General features: G+C 63.4%; 16 protein-coding genes. 9 read left to right on the forward strand and 7 right to left on the reverse strand.

From position 1 onward, the window contains the following. Positions 1 to 31 precede the first annotated feature (31 nt). Positions 32 to 2,821 carry a phosphoenolpyruvate carboxylase gene (gene ppc / locus DSM43276_RS22840; RefSeq protein ID WP_078328644.1) on the forward strand — a complete coding sequence of 930 codons (2,790 nt, stop codon included), beginning with the start codon at positions 32 to 34 and terminating at the stop codon, positions 2,819 to 2,821. Positions 2,822 to 2,858: 37 nt separating this feature from the next. Here the strand turns inward: ppc and DSM43276_RS22845 are convergent, their stop codons facing one another. Beyond that, positions 2,859 to 4,031 carry an NAD(P)/FAD-dependent oxidoreductase gene (locus DSM43276_RS22845; RefSeq protein WP_078328645.1) on the reverse strand — a complete coding sequence of 391 codons (1,173 nt, stop codon included), beginning with the start codon at positions 4,029 to 4,031 and terminating at the stop codon, positions 2,859 to 2,861. An 84-nt stretch (positions 4,032 to 4,115) separates the two neighbouring features. Further along, the gene (locus DSM43276_RS22850; RefSeq protein WP_078328647.1) at positions 4,116 to 4,736 is read right to left on the reverse strand and encodes a mycothiol-dependent nitroreductase Rv2466c family protein; all 621 of its coding nucleotides are present in this window, start codon (positions 4,734 to 4,736) and stop codon (positions 4,116 to 4,118) included. 256 nt (positions 4,737 to 4,992) lie between these two features. Between DSM43276_RS22850 and DSM43276_RS22855 the strand changes: the two genes are divergently transcribed. From DSM43276_RS22855 to DSM43276_RS22865, 3 genes are read left to right on the forward strand one after another with little or no spacing between them, the layout of a single operon-like run. Continuing rightward, positions 4,993 to 5,436, forward strand: a complete 444-nt coding sequence (locus DSM43276_RS22855; RefSeq protein WP_078328650.1) for an MmpS family transport accessory protein — start codon at positions 4,993 to 4,995, stop codon at positions 5,434 to 5,436. A 29-nt stretch (positions 5,437 to 5,465) separates the two neighbouring features. Continuing rightward, entirely contained in the window at positions 5,466 to 8,249 is a 2,784-nt protein-coding gene (locus tag DSM43276_RS22860; RefSeq protein WP_169053130.1) for an MMPL/RND family transporter, read from the forward strand. Positions 8,250 to 8,283: 34 nt separating this feature from the next. Further along, a complete protein-coding gene (locus DSM43276_RS22865) occupies positions 8,284 to 8,553 on the forward strand; it encodes a metal-sensitive transcriptional regulator (RefSeq protein ID WP_078328654.1) in 270 nt (89 codons plus the stop codon). A gap of 30 nt (positions 8,554 to 8,583) precedes the next feature. Here the strand turns inward: DSM43276_RS22865 and DSM43276_RS22870 are convergent, their stop codons facing one another. After that, positions 8,584 to 9,015, reverse strand: a complete 432-nt coding sequence (locus DSM43276_RS22870) for a pyridoxamine 5'-phosphate oxidase family protein (protein WP_078328656.1) — start codon at positions 9,013 to 9,015, stop codon at positions 8,584 to 8,586. 47 nt (positions 9,016 to 9,062) lie between these two features. Further along, entirely contained in the window at positions 9,063 to 9,608 is a 546-nt protein-coding gene (locus tag DSM43276_RS22875) for a TetR/AcrR family transcriptional regulator (protein WP_234802976.1), read from the reverse strand. Positions 9,609 to 9,760: 152 nt separating this feature from the next. On the opposite strand from DSM43276_RS22875, the gene DSM43276_RS22880 reads away from it, so the two are divergent. The 4 genes from DSM43276_RS22880 to DSM43276_RS22895 all read left to right on the forward strand — a co-directional run bounded on the left by DSM43276_RS22880 (position 9,761) and on the right by DSM43276_RS22895 (position 14,735). Next, on the forward strand, positions 9,761 to 10,528 hold the full coding sequence (locus tag DSM43276_RS22880; protein WP_078328659.1) for an SDR family oxidoreductase: 768 nt from the start codon (positions 9,761 to 9,763) through the stop codon (positions 10,526 to 10,528). A gap of 56 nt (positions 10,529 to 10,584) precedes the next feature. After that, the gene (locus tag DSM43276_RS22885) at positions 10,585 to 11,520 is read left to right on the forward strand and encodes a patatin-like phospholipase family protein (RefSeq protein ID WP_078328660.1); all 936 of its coding nucleotides are present in this window, start codon (positions 10,585 to 10,587) and stop codon (positions 11,518 to 11,520) included. A 35-nt stretch (positions 11,521 to 11,555) separates the two neighbouring features. Further along, positions 11,556 to 13,295 carry a ubiquinone-dependent pyruvate dehydrogenase gene (gene poxB / locus DSM43276_RS22890; RefSeq protein WP_078328662.1) on the forward strand — a complete coding sequence of 580 codons (1,740 nt, stop codon included), beginning with the start codon at positions 11,556 to 11,558 and terminating at the stop codon, positions 13,293 to 13,295. A gap of 102 nt (positions 13,296 to 13,397) precedes the next feature. Then, the gene (locus tag DSM43276_RS22895; RefSeq protein WP_078328663.1) at positions 13,398 to 14,735 is read left to right on the forward strand and encodes an HNH endonuclease signature motif containing protein; all 1,338 of its coding nucleotides are present in this window, start codon (positions 13,398 to 13,400) and stop codon (positions 14,733 to 14,735) included. 11 nt (positions 14,736 to 14,746) lie between these two features. Here DSM43276_RS22895 and DSM43276_RS22900 read toward each other — a convergent pair whose 3' ends face one another. Beyond that, positions 14,747 to 15,382 carry an HD domain-containing protein gene (locus DSM43276_RS22900; RefSeq protein WP_078328664.1) on the reverse strand — a complete coding sequence of 212 codons (636 nt, stop codon included), beginning with the start codon at positions 15,380 to 15,382 and terminating at the stop codon, positions 14,747 to 14,749. 136 nt (positions 15,383 to 15,518) lie between these two features. Here DSM43276_RS22900 and DSM43276_RS22905 point away from each other — a divergent pair, with 136 nt between their 5' ends. Beyond that, positions 15,519 to 16,478, forward strand: a complete 960-nt coding sequence (locus DSM43276_RS22905) for a GlxA family transcriptional regulator (protein WP_078328769.1) — start codon at positions 15,519 to 15,521, stop codon at positions 16,476 to 16,478. Here DSM43276_RS22905 and DSM43276_RS22910 read toward each other — a convergent pair. Both DSM43276_RS22910 and DSM43276_RS22915 read right to left on the reverse strand, forming a co-directional pair. Further along, positions 16,475 to 17,098, reverse strand: coding sequence for an MBL fold metallo-hydrolase (locus DSM43276_RS22910; protein ID WP_078328665.1), 624 nt, complete (start codon positions 17,096 to 17,098; stop codon positions 16,475 to 16,477). The two genes, DSM43276_RS22905 and DSM43276_RS22910, sit on opposite strands and share 4 nt — an antisense overlap. A 21-nt stretch (positions 17,099 to 17,119) precedes the next feature. Further along, positions 17,120 to 18,175: an NAD-dependent epimerase/dehydratase family protein gene (locus DSM43276_RS22915; RefSeq protein WP_234802973.1), complete on the reverse strand. Its 1,056-nt coding sequence runs from the start codon at positions 18,173 to 18,175 to the stop codon at positions 17,120 to 17,122. Positions 18,176 to 18,181 lie beyond the last annotated feature (6 nt).

An 18,181-nucleotide genomic window follows, 5' to 3' on the forward strand; every position in this document is an offset into this window, starting at 1 on the left:
GAACGGCCTCGTTGCCACGGATACTCGACCTATGGCTGAGGTTACGGATCTTGCACCGATAGGCGCCGTCACCCGGACACAGGTGGGCCGGGAGGCCACCGAGCCGATGCGTGAGGACATCCGGCTACTGGGCGCCATCTTGGGCCGCACGGTACGTGAGCAGTGCGGGGACGAGGTCTTCGACCTCGTCGAGCGGGCGCGGGTGGAGTCATTCAGGGTGCGCCGATCGGAGATCGACCGCACCGAGCTGGCGAAACTATTCGACGGCGTCGACATCCACCAGGCCATCCCCGTCATTCGGGCCTTCACCCATTTCGCGCTGCTGGCCAATGTCGCCGAGGATATCCATCGCGAGCGCCGTCGCGCCATCCACGTCGACGCGGGCGCGCCGCCGCAGGACAGCAGTCTCGCCGCCACGTACCTCAAACTCGATGCTGCGCAGATAGATTCGACTCGTGTCACGCACGCGCTGACCGGGGCGCTGGTCTCGCCTGTAATTACTGCCCACCCGACGGAAACCCGCCGTCGCACCGTCTTCGATACCCAGCATCGCGTCACCGAGCTCATGCGACTTCGGATGCACGGACTGACGCAGACTGAAACCGGTCGCGATATCGAGAACGAACTTCAGCGGCAGATTCTCACGCTGTGGCAGACAGCATTGATCCGTTTGTCTCGGCTAAAGATTCAAGACGAGATCGCGGTAGGACTGCGGTACTACCAGGCGGCGTTCTTCGAGGTGATACCTGAGATCAACGCCGAGGTTCGCACGGCGTTACGCCGCCGGTGGCCGGATACGCAACTACTCAGCGAGCCGATTCTGCGACCTGGATCCTGGATCGGCGGTGACAGGGACGGCAATCCCAACGTCACCGCCGAGGTCGTGCATCTTGCGACCAGCAGCGCCGCTCAGACGGCCATTGCCTACTACTTCGAACAATTAGTGGCATTGGAGCAGGAGCTCTCGCTATCGGTCCGCCTGGTCACGGTTTCTGCTGACCTGTCTACGTTGGCCGAGCAAGGTGGCGAGACCGAGCGCGCAGACGAGCCCTACCGTCGTGCACTGCGCGTCATCCATGCGCGTCTCACCGCGACCGCTGCGCAGATACTTGACCAGCTGCCGGAGCACGATCTCGATTTGAAGCTGAGCCCATACCGCGCGCCGGAGGAACTGCTCAGAGACCTTGACATCGTGGACGCTTCGTTACGCGCGCACGGCAGCGTGGTGTTGGCCGACGACCGGCTGCGGGTGTTACGCGAAGCTGTGCATGTCTTCGGTTTTCACCTCAGTGGGCTGGACATGCGACAGAACTCGGACGTCCACGAAGAAGTCGTTTCCGAGCTACTCGCGTGGGCCGGGGTGCACCCCAACTATCGCTCGCTGTCGGAGCCGGAGCGCATCGAGGTGCTCGTCACCGAATTACGCACTCGCCGCCCCTTGATCGGCGAAGGTGCTGAGCTCTCCGAGCTCGCCCGCAAGGAGCTCGATATCGTCTTCGCCGCCGCGCGGGCCGTTCAGACCTACGGCCCCAAAGCGGTTCCCAACTACATCATCTCGATGTGCCAATCGGTTTCGGACATGCTGGAAGCGGCGATCCTGCTCAAGGAGGCAGGCCTACTGGACGCGTCACGACCACGGCCATTCTGCCCGGTGGGCATCGTGCCGCTATTCGAGACGATTGACGACCTGCAACGCGGTTCCGCCATTCTCGAAGCAGCACTGGAACTTCCGCTTTACCGCGCCCTGGTGGCATCCCGGGGCGAAAGCCAAGAGGTCATGCTCGGGTACTCAGATTCCAACAAGGATGGCGGCTACCTGGCGGCCAACTGGGCCCTGTACCGCGCTGAACTGGACTTGGTGGAATCCGCACGCAAGACCGGAATTCGATTGCGGCTCTTCCACGGCCGCGGCGGCACCGTGGGCCGTGGGGGTGGTCCGAGTTACGACGCCATCTTGGCGCAACCGCCGGGGGCGGTGTCCGGATCACTTCGTATTACCGAACAGGGCGAGGTGATCGCCGCCAAGTACGCCGAACCACGCGCCGCCCATCGCAACCTCGAGACACTGCTGGCCGCAACCCTGGAGTCGACACTGCTGGACGTCGAAGGTTTAGGACAGGCGGCCGGCACAGCGTACGAAATACTCGATGACCTTGCCGCGCGCGCCCAGCGCACCTACCGCGAATTGGTGCACGAAACACCAGGATTTGTCGAGTATTTCAAGGCCTCGACGCCGGTCAACGAGATCGGGGCGCTCAATATCGGCAGCCGGCCCACGTCGCGGAAACCCACCACATCGATCGCCGACCTGCGCGCTATCCCATGGGTTTTGGCCTGGAGCCAATCGCGGGTGATGCTGCCCGGCTGGTACGGCACGGGATCGGCGATCGAACAGTGGATCGCCGAGGGCGACGGACGACTTGAGGTATTGCAGCAGCTCTACCTTCAATGGCCGTTCTTTCAAACGGTGCTGTCCAACATGGCCCAGGTACTGGCCAAGTCGGACATGGGATTGGCCGCCCACTATGCCGAACTGGTCGATGACGAAGCGCTGCGGCACCGGGTATTCGACAAGATCGTGGCCGAACACGACAGAACCATCGCCATGCATCAACTGATCACCGGGCATGAAGACCTGCTTGCCGATAACCCGGCACTGGCACGCTCGGTGTTCAACCGCTTTCCCTACCTGGAGCCGCTCAATCACCTACAAGTTGAGCTGCTGCGTCGGTACCGTTCTGGCGATCAGGATGAGCTGGTGCAGCGCGGCATACTGCTCACGATGAGCGGTCTGGCCACCGCGCTGCGCAACAGCGGATAACCGCGAGTACGAGTCCGGGTCCCATTGACGTGAGATATCAAGCACCGGCACGTGACTCCCACATGTCACGCCATTGCGCTTCCTCTTCCTGTTTGTCGCGATGCTGACCCGTGGACGGTTCGGTGAGTGTGATCGTCGGGTGTGGCAACGCGAAGAAATCACCTTTACCCTGCGCCGCGCGATGCTGACCGGTATCGAGGTAGCAGTACCCCAGTCCCGAGAGCTCTGCGGTCCGGTCGGACCTCTCGAGGTAGTGAAGTACGTTTTGGGCAGCGGCTTTTGCACCATTCTTGGCAAAGATGGCGGCCTTCGGCAGCGGCCTGCCCGACGGCGATGTCACCGACACGACATCACCGATCGCCCAGATGCCCTCGTGCGGGGTCTGCATGGTCTGTGCATCGACGCCGATCCACTCCGGACCGTCGATGGTGACCGACGGCTCATGCGGCGGCACAAACACCAACAAATCGAAACTCACTGTGGCACCGTCCTTGAACACGACAACCTTCCCGTCGGGGTCCACGCGTTCTGTGGTGTGTTCACCATGGAAGATGACCTCGTTGTCCCTGAGTAACTGCACCAGCTGCGGCCCCGCATAGGGACCGGCCGAGGGCATGGGGTGCTTCTCCGGGGTGTACACGCTGATATCGACATCCGACCGTATGCCCTTGTCATTCAAGAAATCCGAGGCTAGGAGGGCGCCCTCATAGGGAGCCACCGGACATCGGTACGGCTGTGATGTCACCAGGAAGACAAGCCTGCTTCCTGAGAAGTTTTCCAGGGCGCGCCTGGCATCACCGGCCGCGGCGACGCCGTAGTAGTGCACCGCGTCACCTCGGGCGGCCGCTTCAGTCAAGCCCGGAATCTTGTCGAGAGCATTGCGCGCGCCCGTGGCGATAATGAGGGCGTCAAAGTCCAGAGTCGAAGAGTCGGAAAGGGTTACGGTGCGCGCGTTGGGATCGATGCCAGCAACGGAGCCCGTCACGGTGGTTATCCCCGACAATGCATCGGAACTGGGCCGAATCGGCACACTCGCCGCGTCGCGCCAGCCTCGCATGACCCACGGCAAGGTGAATCCCAGAAAGTGCGAGAAGTGTTCGTCCACGATGGTGATGTCGAGGTCACCGAGTGGTACATGAGACTGGCGGAATTCGTTGATCACGCTCAGACCGCCGATTCCGGCACCCAGGATGACAATCTTCTTCTTCATGTTCTGCGTTCCCTCTTCCTGAACAGGCCCCTATGCACCGGAGCAGACGGTGGTGTGCCGTATCCGTCACACCATTGGCGGGCTCTAGTGCGCCGGGCGCGGACGCTGCAGCTGGGTGAATTCGGGCACCCCCGCAATCACGGTGACCGCGTCAAAAAGCGCTCGCGCGTTGTCGTGCTCCGGCAACGCCGTCAAGACTGGGCCGAAGAAGGTACGACCGTTCACCTGCAACAGCGGGCTGCCGCCAACGTCTCCCAACGCCCGCTGCCCGGCCTCGTGAGAGGAACGGACCAACGCATCGAGCGACATGTCCGACAACGGTTCGCGTGGCGTCCACTGGGGTGCGACCGCAGCCAATACCCGATCGACCAGACGTGCGCCGACCGGCACCGACTCATCGAAATACAGCTCGCCGAAGGCGAAATACGCGGTGTGCAGACCTCGCTGACCCAATTCACGATGGACGCCGGCCATCAACCGGCCCACCTGGCGCGAGTCATCCATGCGTGCTTGTTGCGCGGGGGGTAGCTCCCTGCCCTCATTCAGGACAGCGAGGTTCATCAGCTGCCAATCGACCAGCAGGCCGGATTGGTCCGCGACCGTGTCCAGCCATCGCGCGGTGTTCCACGAGAACGGGCACACCGGGTCGAGCCAAATCCTCACGTCGAACGTATCGCTTTGCGCAGAACCATCGCCTGTGGACATGCGGCATCTCCCATCACTGTGAAACAGGGCCGACATCAGGCACATCGGCCATAACGGTGTCAGCTCGCGACTTCGTTCTGATTCCATTTATACCATACCCCCTACGGTATCAATAGGAGTCTGAGGCGGGCGCGAGACCGTTGGAATATACCGTAGGGGGTATGGTATTTGTAATAAGCGTCAGTCTTATCATTGGACTGCCCGGGCAATCATGTCGGCACCCAAAACATTTGCCCCACAACAGAAAGGTGGACCGATGCGCACGGCGATAGTTGGCGCGCTGAAACGGGCGTGGGTCGCGATAGTGGTTGCGTGCGCGGTAGGTCTCGGCACAGTCGCCGTGAATCACCTGCGCGGCGCGTTCGGCTCCGAACCCATATTCTCGGCCACCGGCAGCAGCGCAGAACCACTCGTGTCATCCACGATCAAGCAGGTGCGATACGAGATCTACGGTCCCAGCGGCACCGCGGGCGCGGTGAGCTACCTGGACAAAAACGCTCAGCCCCAACTGGCCGATTTCACCAGTTTGCCCTGGACGTACACGATCGAAACTACGGTACCGGCTGTCATCGCCAGTGTTGTGGCGCAAGGCAATAGCACCACCATAGGGTGTCGGATCACCGTGAACGGGCGCATCAAAGATGAGCAGTCCACAGACGGGCACCGCGCCCAGACCTCCTGTCTGGTGAAAGCCGCATGAACCCTTCCACTCAAGAACGTCCGGCGCTCATGCGATGTGTTCGCCAATTCGCTGTCCCCATTGTGCTGGCCTGGCTATTACTGACCGTGGCAGTGAACCTGCTTGTGCCACCGATTGAATCGGTGGCAAGAGATCACGCGGTGACGATGTCGCCGCATGATGCGCCGGCAATGATCGCGGCTAAACACATCGGCCAGAAGTACCACGAATCAGACTCCGACAGCATCGCGATGATCGTGCTCGAGGGCGACGGAGAACTCGGCGAGCAGGCACACCATTACTACGACACCTTGGTGCACGCGCTGCGCGCCGACCCCGAGCATGTGCAACACGTACAGGACGTGTGGGGGGACCCGCTGACTGCAGCCGGCGCGCAGAGCCGCGACGGCAAGGCCGCATATGTCCAGCTCAATCTGGCCGGCGACCAGGGCAGCACGCTAGGCAACAAGTCGGTGGCAGCGGTCCGCACAATTGTGGACAACTCCGCCCCACCGCCGGGCCTCAAGGTCTACGTCACCGGCCCGGCGGCGCTGACCACGGACATGAATGAGGCCGCTGATAAGAGCATGCTCATCATGATGGGCGTGACGGGCGCGGTCATCATGCTCATGCTTCTCATCACGTACCGCTCCGTCAGCACGATGTTGCTGGTTTTGGTCATGGTCGGCTTCGAGATGGGCACCGCCAGGGGTGTTGTCGCGATTCTCGGAAACTACGACCTCCTAGGATTCTCGACATTCGTGGTGGCCATGTTGTCGTCGTTGGCGATCGCCGCGGGGACCGACTACGCCATCTTTCTCATCGGCCGCTATCAGGAAGCGCGCCAAGCCGGGCAGGACCGAGAAACCGCGTATTACACCATGTTCCGGGGTACCTTCCATATCATCCTGGGCTCAGGTCTGACCATCGCCGGTGCCACGTTGTGTTTGCATCTCGCGCGACTGTCGTACTTCAAGGCACTAGGCATCCCGTCCGCACTGGGGCTGCTTGTCGTTGTCGCGGGCGCCCTCACCGCTGCGCCCGCCGTTGTTGTCATAGCCAGCCGCTTTGGGCTGCTTGATCCCAAGCGGGCTGTGAAGGTTCGGCGCTGGCGGCGTATCGGCACCGCCACGGTGCGCTGGCCCGGCGCGGTATTTGCCGCCTCACTGGCCATAGCGCTCATCGGTATCGCCATCATGCCGACCATGAAGGTGAGCTACAACGACCGGTTCTACATACCGGCCGACCTGCCGTCGAACGTCGGCTACGCAGCCGCTGAGCGCCATTTCTCTGCCGCCACAATGAATCCCGACATTCTGATGGTCGAAAGCGATCACGACATGCGTAACGCCGGCGACATGATCATCCTGGATAAGATTGCCAAGGACGTGTTCCGTTCGCCGGGAATCGCGATGGTACAAAGCATCACCCGCCCCCTGGGCGGGCCGATTGAGCACACCTCCATACCCTTCCAGATCAGTGCCCAGTCGATTCCGATCCAGCAGAACCTTCAATTCATGAAGGACCGTACAGCCGACATGCTCAGCATGAGCAGCGATCTCGGCGCCGTGATCGGCTCCATGGAGCGCATGCAATCCCTGCTGGGCCAGATGAGCAACGCGACCCACCGCATGACAGCGGATATGGCAGACGCGATGGCGACGCTGAACGAAATTCGGGACCATCTGGCCGACTTCGATGACGTGATACGGCCGCTGCGCAACTATTCCTACTGGGAGCAGCACTGTTTCGATATCCCGGCATGTTCGGCCATAAGGTCGGTGTTCGACGCGATCGACGGCGTCGATACGTTCAGCGACAAAATGCGCGCACTGACCGCAGGCGTCGGAAGTATCGACGCAGTCATTCCCCAAATGACCGCCCAGTTCCCACCGATCATCGCCGTGGCCAAGTCCATGCGCGGGAGCCTGCTGACAATGCACAGCAGCTTCTCGAGCCTGGTGACACAGATGGCTCAGATGACCGACACCGCCAGCGCGATGGGGCAAGCCTTCGACGCCTCCCGGAGCGGCGACTACTTCTACCTGCCGCCAGAAGCGTTCCAGAATAACGACTTTCAGCGCGGCCTAAAGCTATTCCTGTCCCCCGACGGCAAAGCCGCACGATTCGTCATCACCCACGACAAGGACCCGGCCACCCCCGCGGGAATCTCCTCAGTCATCTCCGAGTTGGAGGCCGCCCATCAAGCCGTCAAGGGAACCACCCTGACTGACGCCACGTTCTACCTCACCGGTACCGCCGCGATCTACCGCGACATCCAATCCGGCTCTCACTACGACCTTCTTATCGTCGGAATCGCAGCCCTGACACTAATTTTCGTCGTGATGATGGTCATCACACGAGCGCTGGTCGCCTCGCTGGTCATCGTCGGCACCGTCCTGCTGTCCCTCGGCGCCGCATTCGGACTCTCGGTGCTGGTGTGGCAGCACATTTTCGGCCTCGAGCTCAACTGGATCGCGCCCGTCTTCGGACTGATCATCCTGCTGGCTGTCGGCTCGGACTACAACTTGCTGCTCGTATCGCGATTCCAGGAAGAGATCGGTGCGGGACTCAAGACCGGCATCATCCGCTCAATGGGAGAAACCGGCAGCGTCGTCACGTCCGCGGGACTGGTGTTCGCATTCACCATGATGTCCATGGCAGCAAGCGATTTGAGCTCGATCGGCCAGGCCGGAAGCACCATCGGCCTGGGCCTACTGTTCGACACACTCATCGTGCGCTCGCTGATGACCCCGTCCATCGCCGGGCTGCTCGGCCCCTGGTTCTGGTGGCCATTGAGAGTCCGCAAGCGCGCGATACCCAGGAGGGTATAGTGCCAGTAGCTAGGCGCCCTCGAAAGGTAAAGACATGATCGACGATCAAGACAGCATCACCGCGATCCTCAGCAGACTGCGCCGGGCCCAAGGGCAGCTGGGCGGCGTGATCAACATGATCGAAAACGGGCGCGACTGCAAAGACGTCGTGACTCAGCTGGCCGCCGTATCACGAGCGCTCGACCGCGCCGGATTCAAGATCGTCGCCACGGGTCTGCGGGAATGCATCACCGCCGATCGCAACGGAGACACCGCGCCCATGACCGAGGCCGAACTCGAGAAACTGTTCCTGGCTCTCGCCTAGGCACGACGACTCGGGCCTACCGGCCCTAGCTCAGAGCTCGCCCGAGAAGTCCGCGGTAAACCAGCGATCGGGCCGCACGACGAACAGCACGGTGTCGGCGTCGTCGTATCCGCGCGCGAACTCCCGCCCTGCCTCCTCACCGAGATAGCGAATGGCGATGGCTTCCCGTACATCTGCCGAGGCGGGCCGCTCCGTGTCGACAACCGTTCCCTCGACGATGACGTACTGATACGGCGGCTCTTCGTGCTGCACCGTCAGCGTGACCGCGCCGGCCTGCTCGATCAGGCGTGCCTTGCGGTTACCCGCACTGGTATTGATCTGAATGTCTCCACCGGGCGTATAGCCGTACCAGATCGGCACGCTGGCCGGCGGGCGTCCCTTGTCGGCCGCAACCGACAGCACGGCGATGTGCTTGGCCGCGAGAAACTCCTGGCGTTCTGCTTCGGTGAACTGACGTGGCATACCGCGTCAAAACCCACCATCTGTCGGGCTTATTCCCGTACCTGGATTCATCTGGATTTGATCCCCTGAAACAGATTGGTGAGCAAGGCATCCACAAATTCCTCGGTCAGCGGCTGGTCGGGTATCAGCAGCCGGTGGTAGCAGGCGCCCCACAGTTGGTCCACGACGACCTCGGGATCCACCTTCGCGCCGAGCTGGCCGCGGTCCTGGGCCCGACGGATCGCCGTCACCGCGAGGGCACGACGGGGCCCCGAATATCGTTGCAGAAAAGCGGCTTTGAGCTCCGGATCCACTTGGGCCTGACCCATGAGTTCACCGATGATCCCGCCCCCAACCGTGTCCCGGATGACGCCCAGAAACGCATGCAGTTGGATGCGGAGGTCACGCTCGATCTCCCCGGTGTCGGGGAAGCCCAACTCCGGTGCGACCCGCCGGAAGTAGCCGTCGAGCGCGAGAGCCCCCTTGGACGGCCACCACTTGTAGATCGTCATCTTGCTGGCACCGGAAAGGGCAGCGACTTTGTCAATCGTGAATCCACTCATCCCCTCGGCGAACAGCAGGTCGCCCGCGGCCTGAAGTACTTCGTCGCGCACCTCGTGGGCCGGCCGTCGCCCCCGACGCGGCTGCTTCACCTCGTCCCCCGTCGCAGTCACCATCGTCTCCCACTCCTTGCCAACTATGTGTACGTACCGTACATTACATATATGTACGGAACGTACACATAATCAAACAGGAGGGTCTGACGATGAAGATCACGGACAACACGGTGTTCATTCCCGGAGCCACTAGTGGGATCGGCCTGGAACTCGCGCTGGCCTTGCAGGCCAAGGGCAATACCGTGATAGTCGGCGGGCGCCGCACCGAGCTGCTTGAGCGCATCCGCACCGAACATCCGGGCATCTCGACCGTGCAGATCGACATCGCCGATCCGGAGAGCATTCGCACCGCCGCCCAACGGATACTCGCCGACCATCCCAGTGTGAACGTCCTGATCGCGATGGCAGGGATCATGCGCCTCGAAGACTGGCACCACCCCGAGTCATTCCTTCAATCGGCCGAGGAGATCGTCACCACGAACGTGCTCGGTCCGATTCGCTTGATCGCCAACTTCATCGAGCATCTACAGGCACAGCCCGAAGCCACCATCATCACGGTGTCGTCCGGGTTGGCTTTCGCGCCATTGAAGGTCACACCCAGCTACAACGCGTCCAAAGCGGCGATCCATATGCTCAGTGAGTCGATCCGGCTGCAGCTCGCGGACACCCGGGTCGCGGTCAAGGAGCTCCAGCCACCCGCGGTCCGCACAGACCTCATGCCGGGGCAGCAAGACAGTGACTTCGCCATGCCCCTGAAGGACTTCGTCGATGAAGTGATCGACCTGCTGGAGACCCAGCCCGACGCCGCAGAGATCCAGGTAGAGCGCGTGAAGTTCCTGCGCTACGGCGAGGCACGCGGTGACTACGACGAAGTCGTCGCGACGCTCAACGCCTCCGATCCCCACGCTCGCCAGTAACGGGTGTCGCACACCTCACCTGGATACCTGGCTTCGCTCTTGCCAAGATTGAGTGGATGACTGACGAGGCGAGTACCGGCGCACCCGGCACCAAGATCGCGCTGGCACTGGGCGCCGGCGGGGCCCGCGGGTATGCGCATATCGGCGTGATCCAGGAGTTGCGCGAACGCGGCTTCGAGACCTCCGGCATCTCGGGATCCTCGATGGGTGCGCTGGTGGGCGGCTTGGAAGCCGCCGGGGCACTCGACGAATTCACCTCGTGGGCAACATCGCTGACCCAACGTGCGGTACTGCGGCTGTTGGACCCGACATGGACCAGCCCCGGCTTCTTCCGCGCCGAGAAGATCCTCGACGTGGTGCGCGAACTACTCGGCGAGGTCGCGATCGAAGACCTGCCGATCCCGTTCACCGCCGTGGCCACCGACTTGATCGCCGGCAAGTCGGTATGGCTGCAGCGCGGTTCATTGGCCTCCGCCATCCGCGCATCCATCGCGATTCCCGGAATGATCTCTCCGCACGTGCTCGATGGCCGCGTGCTGGCAGACGGCGGCGTTCTGGACCTGATGGCGGTTGCGCCGCTGGCCGGTGTGCACGCCGAGCTGCGGGTGGCGGTGAGCCTCAGCGGGGGCGATGAGTCGCGCCCTCCGGCGCCGCCCCTGGACCCCGAGCCCCGTGAACCGCGTGTGACGACAGAGTGGCTGAACCGGCTGCTGCGCAGCACCTCGGCCCTGTTCGAAACCGATGGCACCGAAACCGCGGGCCAACCAGATCCCGCGGCGAAGCTGACGAGCTTCGAAGTGATGAACCGGACCATCGAGGTCATGCAGTCCTCGCTTGCCCGCATGCAACTCGCGGCGCACCCGCCGGATATCCTCATCGAGGTCCCCCGCAGTGTCAGTCGGAGCCTGGACTTTCACCGAGCCGCCGAGGTCATCGAGGTCGGACGCCGTTGCGCCGCTGAGGCTCTCGATGCGTATGCGAACTCCAACTAACCGCCCCTGATCGCCTCATCCCCTTGGAGGGCACCATGGCCCGCACAGTCTCACAACTCATCGTCGATACCGTGAAAGCTGCTGGTGTTCAACGTATTTATGGCCTGCCCGGCGACTCGTTGAACGGCTTCACCGAAGCTCTGCGCCGCGACGGCACCGTGGAGTGGGTCCACGTGCGCCACGAGGAGGCGGCGGCATTCGCCGCGGGGGCCGAGGCGGCGCTGACGGGCACGCTCGCGGTGTGTGCTGCCAGCTGCGGCCCGGGCAATCTGCATCTCATCAACGGCCTCTTTGATGCCCACCGCAGTCGAGTTCCCGTCCTCGCGATCGCCTCGCACATCCCCAGCGCTGAAATCGGCAGCGGCTACTTTCAGGAAACCCATCCACAGAATCTGTTCGCCGAATGCAGCGTGTACAGCGAACTGGTGAGCAGCGTGGAGCAGCTGCCCTACGTCTTGGACACCGCGATCCGCGCCGCGCTGGACCAGCGGGGTGTGGCCGTCCTGACAATCCCCGGAGACATCCTCAGCGCCAAGACAGATGTGGCGCCACCCTCGGCGCCGATCGTCGCAGGCATTGGGACACGCCTGCCGGACCCAGTCGCCCTGGAGCGAGCCGTCCGCGTGCTGAACGAGTCCAGCGCGGTCACCATTCTCGCCGGGGCCGGCTGTGAGGGCGCCCATGCCGAGCTGCTGGAGGTAGCACGCATACTGCAGGCCCCGATCGTGCACACGTTGCGCGGCAAGGAATTCGTCGAGTACGACAATCCGTTCGACGTCGGCATGACGGGGCTGCTGGGATTCCGTTCCGGGTACGACGCACTCGAGGACACCGAGGTGCTGCTGATGCTCGGGACGGATTTCCCGTATCGACAGTTCTATCCATCGAAGGCCACCGTTGTGCAGGTCGACATCCGCGGTGAACACATCGGCCGTCGTGTCCGGGTGGATGTCCCACTCGTCGGGTCGGTGAAAGACACCTTGCAACAGCTTAATTCGATACTCCTTCCCCATTCCGATGGGAAGCATCTGGAACGCGCGAAAGAGAACTACACGCGTACACGTGCTCAGCTCGATCGGCTGGCGGTGGATGATCGCAATCAGACTCCTGTGCGACCGGAACTGGTCGCGCGCAGGATCGACGAGCTGGCGGACGAGGACGCGGTTTTCATCGCTGATGTCGGCACGCCCGTCATCTGGGCCGCGCGCTACCTGTCCATGAATGGCCGACGGCGCCTGCTGGGTTCGTTCAACCACGGCAGCATGGCGAATGCCGTACCTCAGGGAATCGGGGCCCAAGCGTCACACCGTGGTCGCCAGATCGTCACGCTCTCCGGCGACGGCGGGTTGGCGATGATGCTGGGAGATCTCATCACGCTGACCCAGTCGCAACTGCCCGTCAAGATGGTGGTGTTCAACAACGGCGCGCTCAGTTTCGTGGAGCTTGAAATGAAGGCCGCCGGAATCGTGAACTACGGTACAGCCCTGGATAACCCGCTATTCGCCGATGTGGCGCGGGCGCTCGGGATTCACGGCGTCCGGGTGGAACGCCCCGATGAGCTCGATGCGGCGTTGTCGGATGCGTTCAGTCACGACGGACCGGCCCTCGTGGAGGTAGTCACCGCCCGCCAGGAGCTCTCGATTCCACCGACCATCACCGCCGCGCAGGTCGCGGGCTTCTCCTTGTGGGCGACGAGGACCCTGCTGTCGGGGCGCGGCGACGAGCTCATCGACCTGGCCAAAACGAACCTCGGCGCGCGCCTGCGCCGACGGTAAGTCGCACGAGAGGATTCCCCGGTTTATCCACAAACCGTGGTTTATCCCCAACGGCGGGTTAGTGCGCGGTGCGGCACAGCAGATTCCACTAGATTCAAACATGTGTTCGATTCATTGCCTGACGCAGATCTGATCGATGTGATCACGTCGGCACAGCGTGCCGAGGCGCAGGCGTGTGCCCGGCGACTGGACGCGATCGGTGTGCTCGTCGACCGGCACGCAAACCTGGACAAACCTGACGAGCGTGACCGGCACCCGCTGGATCGCTGGGATCGGATTGCCGCTGAAATCGCTGCGGCGCAGGGCATCACACAGGCGTTGGCCTCTCGTCAGATGCGCTACGCCCAGGTTTTGCGGCACCGTCTCAGCGCCGTCGCTGAACGCTTCGCCGCCGGCGATCTTGACTATCGGACTGTCGCACTGATCGTCAACCGCACCGAACTCGTCGATAGCGACGCGGTGGTGATCCAGTTGGATGCCGCCATCGTGCAGGCCCTGCCGCGCTGGACACGCTGGTCCCATAAGCGCATCACCGTGGCACTCGATGCGCTGGTACTTCGCTTCGATCGGGACGCAGTGCGGCGCAACAGATCCGCCAGCGAGAGTCGGAATGTCGAAATCCGCCCGCTCGGCAACGGGGAACCGCTCGCCGAGATCTGGGGCACGCTGCAAGCCACCCACGCCGTGGCCCTGGACAAACGCCTCGATCTTTTGGCCGACACCGTGTGCCCGGCTGATCCACGTACCAAGGCCCAGCGCCGTGCCGATGCCGTCGGCGCGTTGACCCGTGGTCTTGATCAAATGCGCTGCACGTGTGGACGTCCCGACTGCGCTGGACGCGATATCGCCGATGTCGCGGTCGTTGTCAACGTAGTCATCAACCAATCCACCCTCGATGGCGACGACGACATCCCCGCCCACCTCGCAGGATTTGGGGTACTAGCCGCCGAGCAGGCCCGCGCCGAGACCGCAGGCGCCCGCACCCGCACGCTCACCGATTCCCGCAGCACCGGGTACCGACCCTCAGGCAGCCTTGCTGCCTTCGTGCGATCCCGCGACCAGATGTGTCGATTCCCCGGCTGCGAAGCCGCCGCCGACCGCTCCGATATCGACCACACCGTGCCCTGGGCCGTGGGTGGGCTCACCACCGGTACCAATCTGAAGGCGTTGTGCCGCAAGCATCATCTCCTCAAGACCTTCGGCGGCTGGACCGAGATCCAGGAGCCCGACGGCACCGTGCTGTGGAAGGCGCCGACGGGGCACACCTATGTCACCACCCCCGCCAGCTGGTTCCTCTTCCCCACCCTGACCCGCCAGCGCACCCGGAAACAAGAACGCGACAGTCGGCGTCAGTCAGAACGAAACCTCAACCGCCACCAACGATTACAACGCGAATCGGCCCTGGCCGCACTCGCCGCCCACGACCCGCCGCCCTTCTAGGGCGCCATGGCCTACTCCGGCCAGCTGTTGGCCCGGATCAACTCCACCAGGTCGTCGCGCACGAATGACGGGTCGAAATGCGCGAGCACATCGGCGTTCATGTTGCCGAATGTGCTGCGCGGCCGATGCCGATTGCCCTCGAAGAAGGCGTTCAGAATCCTGTTCTTGAAATCGGGTCGCGGGTGCACCGCCGTCACTGCGTCTAAATCTCTGGCAGACAGCGCATCCCGCTCAATGCCCACCACATCGGTTTCCACCCCCGCGGTAACCAGAGCCACCTCCGGGCTGAGGAACTCAGTGACCCCGGGCGTGGTGTGCAGCGCGATCGCCAGCCACACATTCTGGGCGTCCTCGGCACTCACCCCGCGTTCGGTGAGGAACTCGCGGGCGGCGTTGGCGCCGTTGACCTCGAACCGCAGCTGCGACTCCCGGAAGTCCTCAGTGAGGCCGATGTCATGGAACATCGCACCGGCGTAGAGCAGCTCCAGATCGGGTTTCACGCCGCGACGCTGACCCTGCAGCGCGCCGAACAGATACACCCGGCGCGAGTGGTGAAACAGCAGGTCGTCCTCGGTGTCGCGGATGTACTCGGTGATCTCGCGCGCCAGCGGCGTGTCGGGGATCTCGACTCCGGCAATCTCGGTCATGGCATGTCCTTTGTCTGGTGGAACTCTGTCACCTACGAGTTTCTGGCTAGGTTGCTCGCCGGCGAGAGGCGCCAAGCGGCCGTTGATCCCACAGATCCGGACACGTGCGTGGCTGCGCATCTGCGATCCTGAGGTCATGTCCGACGAACGGCTCATCACGATCGTCGTGTTCGACGGCATGAAACTGCTCGATCTGGCCGGGCCTGCCGAGGTGTTCGCCGAGGCCAATCGATTCGGCGCAAACTACCGGTTGGTGGTGGCCTCGGTCGACGGTAAGGACGTGGCGACATCCATCGGGTCCCCATTCTCGGTGACCGGGACGATCGACTCCATAAAGTCCATGGACACCGTGCTCGTGGCGGGCGGAGACGTGTTGATCGGGCGCCCACTGGACCCCGCACTTGTGGAGGCCCTGACCCGCATACCCGCGCGCTGCCGGCGCATCGCATCCATCTGTACGGGTGCCTTCCTGCTGGCGCAGGCGGGCGTACTCGACCGTCGGCGCGCCACCACGCACTGGCGTCACACCGGCCGGCTGCAACGCGCATTCCCGAGCATCACCGTCGAGCCCGATGCGATCTTCGTCAGGGATGCAAACGTTTTCACCTCGGCCGGGGTGTCCGCGGGTATCGACTTGGCCCTGGCGCTCGTCGAGGACGACTACGGATCGGACATTGTCCGCGAAGTGGCCCGCTCGCTGGTCGTTTATCTCAAGCGCGCGGGCGGACAGTCTCAGTTCTCGGTCTTCGTGGAGTCAGCGCCGCCTGCGGGTTCGGCACTACGTCCGGCAACCGATGCGATCGCCGCCGACCCTGCTGACGATCACAGTGTGCAGAAGCTGGCCGCACGAGCAGCGCTGAGTACCCGACAGCTCACCCGGCTCTTTCACACCGAATTAGGCACTACGCCAGCGCGATACGTGGAGCTCGTTCGAATCGACGCGGCCCGTGGCGCCTTGGATGCGGGAAGCACGGTCGCTCACGCCGCGCGCATCGCCGGGTTCGGGAGCGCAGAGACGCTGCGGCGGGTGTTCGTCAGCGAGCTGGGCGTCTCCCCGAAGGCCTACCGCGACCGGTTCCGTACCGCCGCGCGCTAGTGGCCGCGCGCCACCCAATCGTCGTAGTGCACGATCTCGTCGCCGATGGTGGTCGTGTCGCCATGGCCGGTGTACACCACCGTGTCCGCGGGAAGTGGCCCGAGGCGCCCCGAGATGGACTGCAGGATCGTCGGGAAGTCGGAGAACGATCGCCCGGTGGCACCCGGCCCGCCCTGGAACAGGGTGTCTCCCGAGAACACCGCTCGCAGTTCGGGCGCGTACCAGCACACCGAGCCCGGGGAATGTCCCGGCGTGTGCAGAGCATGCAGTTCCAGGCCGCCGACCGACAGCACCATGTCGTCTTCGACAACGCGGAACTCTTTGTCCTGATGCGTCATTCGCCACAGCATGTCGTCGGCGGGGTGCAGCAGCACCGGGGCGTCCAGGGCCTGACTCAGCTCCGGGGCGACGGTGATGTGGTCGTTGTGGCCGTGCGTGCACACCACCGCGACGACATTGCGTCCGGCGACCGCCTCGATGATCGGCTCTGCCGAATGCGCGGCATCGAAGACCACCACATCATCGCCCTCACCGACGATCCAGATGTTGTTGTCGACTTCCCAGCTGCCGCCGTCGAGCTCGAAGGTTCCGCGCGTGACGACCCGTTCGATTCCGCTCATCCATCGACCTTTCGCATCGTCTCAGTATTGCGGATCGCCCCAGCACCGTTCGATCGCGCGCCACGGATCGGCGAATTGTCCACCCATCCCGCGGTATGGCGACTGAGTTTTCAGCACGGCACGCACGATGGGCGCTGCCAGCCGTAGCGGCCCACGCCTCCAGCCCACCGCAACACTGGTCTCGGAATGCATCGCAGGTAACGAATGTCGCTGGAAGCCGAGAACCTGCTGGGAACGTTCCGTGTCCATCCAATCGGTGACGAACCAGCTGCGATCCTCGTCGGGATCGCCCGGACGCCCTGCCGGAATGCCACCGGCAAGCCCCATGGCAGCGGCCGTTTCCGACGCCACGGTCGACTGGGTGGTGCGATGAGAGCTGTCGCCGCCGATCAGGAAGACCTCGTGCACGTGGCTCGTCGATATCGCGGCGCAAAAGGCCTGCGCGACATCGCGCACATCGACGGTCTGGATTCGGCCGTCCGAGGGAAGCACCGCCTCGAATCGCAGCAGACTGGGGTCGATACTCCAGCGAGGGGCCGCCGTCAGTACCCCGCCAAGACGGAGCACCACCCAGTCCAGACCCGAGGACCGCACCAGATTTTCGGCCGCGACCTTGTGAGCACCGTAGAGGTCGCTGGGGTTGACCGGCGTGTCCGCTGTGAGCAATCCCTTGTCGCGATAGGGATTCCGGGCGCCATACACCGCGACACTGGAGGCCAGGACGAAGCGTGGCAACGACTCCAGGTTCGCGGCAGCGGCCAGCAGGAAACCCGTCGCGCCGACGTTGACCGCTTGTGCCAAGCGCCGATTCGCGTAGCAGAACGGTGGGATCAGCGCCGCGAGGTGCACAATCGCGGTAGGCGCAGTTGACTCGACCAACGACGTGACCTCGGACGCGGACGTAAGGTCCGCCCACCGCATCTCGACCCCGGCCGGAACACGCTGGGCACTCTGAAGGTTCCCCGGGGTGCCCAGGTCCGTCGCAACGACCACGCAACCGCGTGCCGCGAGGGCATCCACGACAGCGGACCCCACCAGGCCGAATGCCCCGGTTACCAGAACACGATCGCTGGTCACGCCAAC

This window comes from Mycobacteroides salmoniphilum, assembly GCF_004924335.1.
GTDB classification, from domain to species: Bacteria; Actinomycetota; Actinomycetes; order Mycobacteriales; family Mycobacteriaceae; genus Mycobacterium; species Mycobacterium salmoniphilum.